Origin of the sequence: Pseudomonas marginalis (assembly GCF_001645105.1) — a bacterium.
GTDB lineage: Bacteria > Pseudomonadota > Gammaproteobacteria > Pseudomonadales > Pseudomonadaceae > Aquipseudomonas > Aquipseudomonas petroselini.
Map to the genome: position 1 here is coordinate 117,157 of NZ_LKEG01000052.1, position 8,902 is coordinate 126,058.

The 8,902-nt window shown below is 61.2% G+C and carries 12 protein-coding genes and 1 tRNA gene; 6 read left to right on the plus strand and 7 right to left on the minus strand.

The window, feature by feature from the left end; all coding sequences use genetic code 11:
- Positions 1 to 22 precede the first annotated feature (22 nt).
- Genes AO064_RS22650 through AO064_RS22660 form a run of 3 tightly spaced genes read right to left on the minus strand, consistent with a single transcriptional unit; the run spans position 23 to position 2,239 of the window.
- Entirely contained in the window at positions 23 to 1,321 is a 1,299-nt protein-coding gene (locus tag AO064_RS22650; RefSeq protein WP_012722153.1) for an NAD(P)/FAD-dependent oxidoreductase, read from the minus strand.
- A 60-nt stretch (positions 1,322 to 1,381) separates the two neighbouring features.
- The gene (locus tag AO064_RS22655) at positions 1,382 to 1,555 is read right to left on the minus strand and encodes a DUF3094 family protein (RefSeq protein ID WP_046034083.1); all 174 of its coding nucleotides are present in this window, start codon (positions 1,553 to 1,555) and stop codon (positions 1,382 to 1,384) included.
- Between the two features lie 54 nt (positions 1,556 to 1,609).
- Entirely contained in the window at positions 1,610 to 2,239 is a 630-nt protein-coding gene (locus AO064_RS22660) for a DUF1780 domain-containing protein (RefSeq protein WP_010213242.1), read from the minus strand.
- A gap of 104 nt (positions 2,240 to 2,343) precedes the next feature.
- On the opposite strand from AO064_RS22660, the gene AO064_RS22665 reads away from it, so the two are divergent.
- Both AO064_RS22665 and AO064_RS22670 read left to right on the plus strand, forming a co-directional pair.
- Positions 2,344 to 3,033, plus strand: a complete 690-nt coding sequence (locus tag AO064_RS22665; protein ID WP_012722155.1) for an energy-coupling factor ABC transporter permease — start codon at positions 2,344 to 2,346, stop codon at positions 3,031 to 3,033.
- A gap of 75 nt (positions 3,034 to 3,108) precedes the next feature.
- A complete protein-coding gene (locus AO064_RS22670) occupies positions 3,109 to 3,324 on the plus strand; it encodes a hypothetical protein (protein ID WP_012722156.1) in 216 nt (71 codons plus the stop codon).
- Here the strand turns inward: AO064_RS22670 and yacG are convergent.
- Genes yacG through AO064_RS22690 form a run of 4 tightly spaced genes read right to left on the minus strand, consistent with a single transcriptional unit; the run spans position 3,321 to position 6,209 of the window.
- Positions 3,321 to 3,521 carry a DNA gyrase inhibitor YacG gene (gene yacG, locus AO064_RS22675; RefSeq protein ID WP_064054725.1) on the minus strand — a complete coding sequence of 67 codons (201 nt, stop codon included), beginning with the start codon at positions 3,519 to 3,521 and terminating at the stop codon, positions 3,321 to 3,323. The genes AO064_RS22670 and yacG overlap by 4 nt on opposite strands.
- The gene (coaE, locus tag AO064_RS22680; protein ID WP_012722158.1) at positions 3,518 to 4,141 is read right to left on the minus strand and encodes a dephospho-CoA kinase; all 624 of its coding nucleotides are present in this window, start codon (positions 4,139 to 4,141) and stop codon (positions 3,518 to 3,520) included. Before coaE ends, yacG begins: the two co-directional genes overlap by 4 nt.
- Positions 4,138 to 5,004 (minus strand): prepilin peptidase, encoded by an 867-nt coding sequence (locus AO064_RS22685; RefSeq protein ID WP_064054726.1) that lies wholly within the window; start codon positions 5,002 to 5,004, stop codon positions 4,138 to 4,140. Before AO064_RS22685 ends, coaE begins: the two co-directional genes overlap by 4 nt.
- The gene (locus AO064_RS22690; RefSeq protein ID WP_064054727.1) at positions 5,001 to 6,209 is read right to left on the minus strand and encodes a type II secretion system F family protein; all 1,209 of its coding nucleotides are present in this window, start codon (positions 6,207 to 6,209) and stop codon (positions 5,001 to 5,003) included. Before AO064_RS22690 ends, AO064_RS22685 begins: the two co-directional genes overlap by 4 nt.
- Positions 6,210 to 6,411: 202 nt before the next feature.
- Between AO064_RS22690 and AO064_RS22695 the strand changes: the two genes are divergently transcribed.
- The 4 genes from AO064_RS22695 (at position 6,412) to AO064_RS22710 (ending at position 8,848) form a co-directional block, all read left to right on the plus strand.
- Positions 6,412 to 6,825, plus strand: a complete 414-nt coding sequence (locus AO064_RS22695; protein ID WP_043206123.1) for a pilin — start codon at positions 6,412 to 6,414, stop codon at positions 6,823 to 6,825.
- 36 nt (positions 6,826 to 6,861) lie between these two features.
- Positions 6,862 to 8,262 (plus strand): O-antigen ligase family protein, encoded by a 1,401-nt coding sequence (locus AO064_RS22700; protein ID WP_064054728.1) that lies wholly within the window; start codon positions 6,862 to 6,864, stop codon positions 8,260 to 8,262.
- 48 nt (positions 8,263 to 8,310) lie between these two features.
- Positions 8,311 to 8,383: transfer RNA gene (locus AO064_RS22705), tRNA-Thr, on the plus strand.
- A gap of 159 nt (positions 8,384 to 8,542) precedes the next feature.
- Complete coding sequence (locus tag AO064_RS22710; protein WP_064054729.1) at positions 8,543 to 8,848, plus strand: DUF6388 family protein; 306 nt, start codon at positions 8,543 to 8,545, stop codon at positions 8,846 to 8,848.
- Positions 8,849 to 8,902: the final 54 nt, after the last annotated feature.

Sequence of the window (8,902 nt, forward strand, 5' to 3'; positions counted from 1 at the left end):
GGTCCCATCCGAGACCGAGTTATCAGTGCAATTTAAGACGTGGCTCAGTCCCGCGCCCAATCTTGCTGCCCAGCATCAGCATCGCTGTGCGGAAGACCCCATACAGCGCCATCTGGTGCATGCGGTACAACGACACGTAGAACATCCGCGCCAACCAGCCCTCCAGCATTACGCTGCCGGTGAGGTTGCCCATCAAGTTGCCCACCGCCGAGAACCGCGACAGCGAGATCAGCGACCCATAGTCGGTGTACTTGTACGACGGCAGATCCTTGCCCTCGATGCGCAATTTCAGCGACTTGGCCAACAGTGAAGCTTGCTGGTGAGCTGCCTGGGCCCGTGGTGGCACATTACGGTCGGTGCCCGCTTGCGGGCAGGCGGCGCAATCACCGAAGGCGAAGATGTTTTCGTCGCGGGTAGTTTGCAGCGTCGGCAGCACTTGCAATTGGTTGATTCGGTTGGTTTCCAAGCCATCGATGTCCTTGAGGAAACCCGGCGCGCGAATACCGGCCGCCCATACCTTGAGGCTCGCAGGGATGACCTGGCCGCTGCTGGTGATCAGCGCATCGGCAGTCACTTCGCTGACCGCCGAGTTGGTCAGCACCGTCACGCCAAGCTTCTCCAGGGTTTTATGCACCGGCACGCCGATCCGCTCCGGCAGCGCAGGCAGTACCCGCGGGCCGGCTTCGATCAGGGTGATGTGCATGTTTTCCGGCTTGATGCGGTCCAGGCCGTAGGCGGCCAGCTCATGGGCTGCGTTATGCAGTTCGGCGGCCAGTTCGACCCCCGTAGCCCCTGCGCCGACGATGGCGACGCTGATTTTTTCCACCACATCCGTCTGCCCGGCATGGGCGCGCAGGTAGTGGTTGAGCAATTGCTGGTGGAAGCGCTCGGCCTGCTTGCGGGTGTCGAGGAACAGGCAATGTTGCGCTGCGCCTTCGGTACCGAAATCGTTGGTAGTGCTGCCGACTGCGATCACCAGGCTGTCATAGCCCAGTACCCGCGCGGGCACCAGCTCACGGCCTTCTTCGTCGAGGGTGGCGGCCAGCTGGATCTTCTTCTGTTCGCGGTCGAGCCCGCTCATGCGCCCCAGTTGGAACTCGAAGTGGTTCCATTTGGCCTGGGCGACATAATTGAGTTCGTCTTCGGAAGAGTTCAGCGAACCGGCTGCCACTTCGTGCAGCAAGGGCTTCCAGATATGGGTCAGGTTGGCGTCCACCAGCGTGATGCTGGCGGTGCCGCGCTTGCCCAGAGTCTTACCCAGGCGGGTAGCCAACTCCAGGCCGCCGGCGCCGCCGCCGACGATAATAATACGATGGGTCATGGGGATATCTCGCAAGGCTAAAAGAAATCGGAGCAGTTACCCCCGCGAGCGCCAGGCAGCTCATAGCGTCAGGTAACTCAAAAGGCGACTCAGCAAGCCGAGGCCGATCACCACTGCCAACACCACACCAAGGAGCAGCCACGGCCGGAAAGGCTTGCGCTCGACTCGGTTCTGGGAGAGTTGCAGGTACTCTTCGACATGCTGTTGGTCATCGGGGTTCAGGCGGCTGGTCATAAAGGCCTCGTCAGGTAGACGTTGCAAAAGGGCGCCACGTTACAGTCCGGGGGCTCAGAGGCTGATACCCACGTCGAACACTATGCTGCGACCCAGGTTGTTGCGCAAGAAATCCGGCGCATCCGGATGGGCGAACAACACCCGTGCGAAAGTCGGCCCCACCAGCGACAGTGAGCGCCAGCCCTGGCGCAGGTATTCCGTCGGTGGCGGGAAGTGGCTATTGAGGTCGAGCACTTCACGCTTGAGGCTGGTGAAGGCGACGATATCCAGCTCCCCCAGGTCCATGCCGCGCTCTTTGTAGTTATGGGCCTTCTTGCGCAGCGTGGGCGCCAGGCGCAGTAAGAACTCATGGGCCGGGATGCGTCGCGGCTTGGCTTCGCGACGCACCAACTGGCTCAGGGAGAACGCGCTGCGTCGGCGCAGCAACTCGTCGCGCCATTCGTCATTCAAGCGTCGGCCCTCGTCCAGCACGAAAAACACCTCGAAGCTGGCATCGCGAAACAGCACATCCGGGGGCTCTTGCCCGGCGGCGTGGAATTCTTCGGCCCGGTAGGGCACGTTCAAGCCTTGCAGCAGGCGCTGGCAGACCCAACGCTCACGCTCCCATTTGCGGGCATTGGACAAGAACGCATTGGCTTGTTCGGCCGCTACGGTGAGCAGGCGCAAGTAATCAGAGTCATCCATAGCTAGCAGCTTAGCGCCCAAATGATGACCGCAGGAAGTACCCTTGTGAAACGTCGGTGTAGACTGATCATCCGACTAATGTCCGACGCAGGGGGAGTACTGCCGTGATCAGTGCCGCCATGTTGGCGCCGACAACAATGGGCATCGGCTGGCTGTTGTACGCACCTGTGGTGGCGTGGGCCATCTTGCGTTCACCTTGGGTCGAACTGTTTGCCGACCGACGGCGCCAGCATCTGCTGTTCGGCACCGTGTTCGCGTTGTTCATGCTTTGGCTGGTGCGGCGGGATTTTGATACGGGGGTGTCCTACCACTTTATCGGCATGACTGCCGTGACCCTGCTGCTGGATTGGCCCCTGGCCATCGTCGGAGGCTTTGCCGCCCAGCTGGGTCTGATGGCGCTGGGGCGCCAGGACCTTGCAGCACTTGGCGTCAACGGCCTGCTGCTGATCGTGCTGCCGGTGCTGGTCACCGAAGCCTGCGCGCTGCTGGTCGAGCGTGCGCAGCCACGCAATCCCTTTGTGTATATCTTCTGTTCCGGTTTTTTCGCGGCCGCGCTGTCGGCGCTGCTGTGCTTGCTACTAGGGCTGGGGCTTTTGTGGCTCGACGGCCGTTTTGCCATGCCGGAATGGCTGGAGGATTTTGTCGGTTATCTGTGGCTGATCATCTTTCCCGAAGCCTTCATCAACGGCATGGTCATCAGCGCCTTGGTGGTGTTCTGCCCGGAATGGCTGGAGACTTTCAACCGCACGCGCTACCTCTCGGCACCCTGGAAGGACGGCGATTCAGAGCGTTGACCCAGATCAAATCCCGCCCGACCGAGCAGGCCCATGCTCTGCCAAATTTTCCTAGGCAAGGCGGGAGCACGGATCATGAGTGTGTACGAGTGGGCGCGGCAGGAGTTGCGCAGAAGCCAGGATGCGGCGCTGGAAATCGGTTTCGACCCAGGCTTGACCCTGCGCGCCATGCTCAGCGCGGTGGTGCAGCAGAGCAAGGGCGTGCGCAGCTTTGAAGACCTGGCCGACGAGCTGCAATACCTTGCAGAAAACCTCGACGACCAGCAGGAGTATGCCTTTATGCGCCCTTAGTGACGCGGCGGAAGGTCTTCGGAAAACAGCTCGTCTTCGGCATCCGGGGCCACCGGAATCTTATGTTCCTCAGCGGCCCAGGCGCCCAGGTCGATGAGTTTGCAGCGGTCCGAGCAGAACGGCCGGTTGAGGTTGGTCGCTGTCCATTCCACGGGGGCGCCGCAGGTTGGGCAGTCGACGGTCAAGGGTTGGCTCATGATCGGCCTCCACGCAAAGTAAGGTAAAAGTGGTGCAGTCGCTCGACCTCGCTGTGCAGCCAGGCAAGGTCCTGGTCGTTGACCAGCACGTCATCGGCATGGTTCAAGCGGTCTTCGCGGCTGGATTGGGCCTTGAGGATCGCCTGCACCTGTTGTTCGCTGATGCCGTCGCGCTGCAGGGTACGCTGAATCTGCAGCGATTGCGGCACGTCGATCACCAGGATGCGCTGGGTCATGCTGTACTGGCCAGACTCGATCAGCAGCGGCGACACCAGTATCGCGTAAGGCGACTTCGCGCGCGCCAGATGGCTACGAATCTCATCGCCAATCAGCGGGTGCAGCAAGGCTTCGAGCCAGCGGCGCTCTTCGGGTACTTCAAAGATCAGCTTGCGCAATGCCCCTCGGTCCAACTGGCCGTCCGGCTGCAGCACGCCGGCACCAAAATGCTCGGCGATGCGCGCCAGTGCCGGCCGGCCAGGTTCGACCACCCAGCGCGCCGCGTGGTCGGCGTCCACCAGGTCGATCCCCAGGTCGATAAAGTGCTGGGCCGCTGCGCTTTTACCGCTGCCGATGCCGCCGGTGAGGCCTAGAATCCAGGGTGTTGCAACAGAAGTGGTCATCTGAAACCGACAGACTGCAAATAGAAGTCGGTTATTTGACCACCCCAGAGCAATGCAATCCAGCCGGCAATTGCCAGATACGGACCAAACGGCATCGGTGTCGACGCCCGGGCCTTGCGCAGGCGCATCAGGATCAAGCCTACGAACACCCCGACCAGCGACGATATCAGCAGTGTCATCGGCAGGATCTGCCAGCCACCCCAGGCACCGAGCAGTGCCAGCAGCTTGAAGTCGCCGTGGCCCATGCCGTCCTTGCCGGTGGTCAGCTTGAACAGCCAGAACACGCTCCACAGGCTCATGTACCCGATAACCGCGCCCCAGAGGGCATCGGGTAGCGTAGTCAGCAGGCCAAGCGCGTTGACGATCAGTCCCAGCCAGAGCAGCGGCATCACCAGCGCATCCGGCAACAGTTGATGGTCGGCATCGATCAGGCTCATCGCCAACAAGCCCCAACTCAGCACCAGCATCGCGCCCGCCTGCCAGCCAAAGCCGAAATGCCAGGCCACCCAGGCCGAGATCAACCCGCACGCCAGTTCAGTGAGTGGATAGCGGGCGCTGATCGGACCTTGGCAATGGGCGCAGCGGCCGCGCAGAAACAGGTAACTGAGCAACGGGATATTTTCCCATGGGCGTATCGGATGGTTGCAGTGCGGGCAGCAGGAGTTGGGGTGCATCAGGTTGTAGGTCGGCCCGGCAGGCTCAGCGGGCAAGCCGAGCACTTCGTGGGCCTGGGCGCGCCATTCCCGTTCGAGCATTTTCGGCAGGCGCCACACCAGTACGTTGAGAAAACTGCCGACGATCAGCCCCAGCACCCCGGCCATCGCCACAAAAGCCCAGGGCTGCTCAACCAATAGCAGGCTCAAAACGCGCTCCCCAACTGAAAGACCGGCAGGTACATGGCGATCACCAGCGCGCCGACGATGCCCCCCAATACCACCATGATCAGCGGTTCCATCAGGCTGGTGAGGTTATCGACCAGGTTGTCCACATCAGCCTCGTAATGGTTGGCGACTTTTTCCAGCATGCGGTCCAACGTGCCCGACTCTTCGCCGATGGCCGTCATCTGGATCGCCATGCCGGGAAACAGGCCGCTGGCGGCCATGGATTGATTCAATTGCATACCGGTGGATACATCATGTCGCATGTGCTCGATTGCCTGTCTGAATGGCCCCGATCCTGCGGCGCCGGCCACTGAATCCAGCGCCTGCACCAATGGAACACCGGCGGCGAAGGTGGTGGAAAGCGTACGGGCGTAGCGGGCCACTGCGGATTTTTTCAGCAGTTTGCCTGCCAGGGGCGCTTTCAACAAACCGGCGTCTACCCGCAGACGAAAATCAGGGAAGGTGCGATACGCTTGGCGCCACCCCAAGCCTCCGGCAAGCATGCCCAGGGCCACGACCCACCAGGCTTTTTGCGTGAACTCGGAGAGGGCGATGACCTGCAAGGTAAACTCGGGCAGCTTGCCGTCGACCCCGGCGAACAAACTCTGGAACTGTGGCACTACCTGTATCAGCAGCACGCCGGTGACCAGGCTGGCGACCACCAGGACTGCGATCGGATAGGTCATGGCCTTTTTGATCCTGGCCCGTAGCTGCTCGCTCTTTTCGCGGTGGATCGCCACGCGCTCCAGCAGCGTTTCAAGTGCGCCAGCCTGTTCACCGGCGGCCACCAGGTTGCAGTACAGCTCATCGAAATAGCGCGGTTGTTTGCGCAGCGCCTCGGCCAGGCTGGTGCCGGCGGCGATTGCCTGTTTCAACCCCTGCACCAGCTCGCGCACAGGGCGGCTTTCGAAGCCTTCACCGATAATGTCGAAGGCTTGTAGAAGAGGGATTCCAGCCTTCAGCAGCGTGGCCAGCTGTCGAGTAAGCAGGGTGATGTCCGCCGATTTGATCGACGGCGCGAGGCTCGGTAGCAAGGCGGATTTCTTGTACACAGCCCCTGGGCTGATGCCTTGCCGGCGCAACTGAGCCTTGACCAGGGCAAGGTTGTGCCCTGTGGTTTGTCCGGACACCCTGCGCCCTTTGCGGTTGATGCCTTCCCAGGCGTAGATCGTTGCAGCGTTGTCCATGTCACGGTTCCGCACAGAGGTCGTCGAAGATTTATAGCTTAGTCAGGTGACGACTTCGGACACGCTGGCGGTGCAGGATAAAATGTCAGAATGTGCGTCTTGCAGGCGCTTGACCGCCTGCGGATGAGTACACTGGCGCCGCTGCAAAATACGGGGCGCAGGACGCGCCTTGTCATGAGTTCTATCCTGGAGAGTGAATGTGATACGTCAAAAAGGTTTTACCCTGATCGAGCTGTTGATCGTCGTGGCAATCATTGGCATTTTGGCCACCATTGGCCTGCCCATGTACACCACCCACCAGGCCAAGGCCAAGTTCACCGCAGGCCTGGCTGAAATCACTGCGTTGAAACCCGGGTACGAAGACACCCTCAACCAGGGCACCGTACCGACCCTCGCATTGATCGGCGGCACCAGCCCGACAGCCAACTGCAAGATCGACGTGGCAGGCGATGTAGGCACGGGTGCGGGCTCTATCAGCTGCGAAATACTCGACGCTCCAGCGCCGGTGCTGGGCAAGACCATCAGCCTGACGCGCAATGCCACCACCGGTTGGAAATGCACCACCACCGCCGACGCAAAGTATGTCGCCAAGGGCTGCGGCGCCGACGGGGCATAAGTGCTGAACTGACAACATGGACGTAAGAGGTGGCCGATGTCGTTATCCGTACAGCAGCGCGGCAGTATTTTTCTGGTCACAGTGGTGTGTCTGCTGGTTGTCGGGATTTGTGCACCGTTCAGTGGGCATGATTTGCAACGGGCGATGCAGATCGCCGTCGGGCTCTGCGCGGTGCTGTACGGGCTGTCGGTCTTCCGCGTTGAACAGTTGACGGACCGGCCCACCGCACTGGGCCTGACGCTCATTATCGTGCTGGGCCTGGTGTCATCAGCGCTGGCCCATCAGCCCCTCTGGGCGTTTGCCGAAGTGGCGTTGTTTGTCAGTTGCGGGGCGATTGCCGTGGCGTTTGCCTTGCTGCGTCGTCACGGGGGCGAGTCTTTGGATCGCGTCTTGATCATGGTGGTGGTGCTGCTGTGCCTGATCAAGTCGGTTCAATACGTGTATGCGGGCGTGCTTGCGTTCGCCGGTGCCGAGCGGACGCTGGATCCTGACCTGTTGCTGTCGGGCTTTTCCAACAAACGCTTCTACGGTCAATTCCAGACGTTCACCCTGCCGCTGCTGGCGCTGCCCTTGTTGATCCCCACGCTCTCCCGCTCGCTCAAAGCTGCAGTGTTTGCGTTGCTGTGCGTGTGGTGGATGATCGCGATCGGCGGCGGCACGCGTGGCACCTGGCTCGGCATGGGCGCGGCGGGTGGGGTGTTGGCAGTGCTGGGGCTATGGGGCCGACGCTGGTTGGGTTGGCAACTCGCCGCAGTGCTTGGCGGGTTGTTGCTGTATTGGCTGGTGTTTGCGGTGTTGGCGGATTACCTGGGGATCGAGATCGCCAATGCTGCCGGCGATCGCCTCACCACCTCGCTGTCGGGGCGCGGCCCGATCTGGTGGCAGGCCTGGCACATGCTCGTCGAGAGGCCATGGCTGGGGTTCGGGCCGATGCATTTTGCCGATGTTGCCAACAAGATTGCCGCTCACCCCCACCAGGCCATCCTGCAGTGGGCCAGTGAATGGGGGGTGCCATCGGCGCTGTGCGTTACGGTTTTGGCGTGGCGAGGCGGGTGGGCCACGCTCGGGGTACTGCGTGAGCGTGCGCAGTGCGCCGAACGTGCAGACCTGCTGCGGCTGTGTCTGTTTGCCGCGCTGATCGGTGCGTTGGTGCAATCGATGGTCGACGGTGTGATGGTGATGCCCAACTCTCAAGTCTGGTTGGCGCTGGTGGTAGGCTGGTTGATGGCGCTGCATGTGTGGCGAACCGCTGTCGGTGTCGAGCGGTCATTCGCCTGGGGCATCTGGAAAACACTGAGCGTGTTGGCCGTTGGTCTGTTGATCGTGATCGCTGTGCGTGACGTACCTCACATCAAGCAAGCCCAGCAGCAGTACCTGGACGCCCATGGCACTTACCTTCAGCCACGCTTTTGGGCCCAAGGGGTGATTGCTCGCTGACGGCGGCAAGTTGCCGGACTTCCGATGCGGTGCTAGCTTTAGCCCACCGCCCGTGTAGCTCAGTCGGTAGAGCAGCGCACTCGTAACGCGAAGGTCGCAGGTTCGATTCCTGTCTCGGGCAAAAAGGCAACAAAGGTTCCACCGTTTCAAAGGCAATGTTTTCAGATGATCCCAGAATGGTTCTGAAGGCCAGACGAGCCGGCATTTGCGCCCGCTCTTTTGTATCTGCGCAACCTTGATGACCCAGATGCATCCCCATTCCTCGATCTAAGAGAACGACATGACCACGACTGAAATGACCCAGGAAGTTCGGCATCAAGCAGCCCTCGAGAAATACCTTGAGGAATCGCCGCAGCTTAAAGAAGAGATCAAGGACCTGAGCGCCGATGACCAGCGCGACCAGATTCAGTGGGCATTCGAGGACGAGGCCGAAAGCCAGGGCTACCAGCCCTGGGAGCTGACCCTCAAGTACACATCGACACCGGAAGAGTTCGAAGCGGCACGGCTGGCCTTGCATAGAGAGGCGGCCGAGGTGCTGGGTGTCGAGTGGGAAGAGTATTGCGAGATGAATGACCTAGTCGTTTAAACGCCGTTGTAGTGAGCGGGCTTGCCCCGCGCTGGGCTGCGAAGCGGCCCCAAC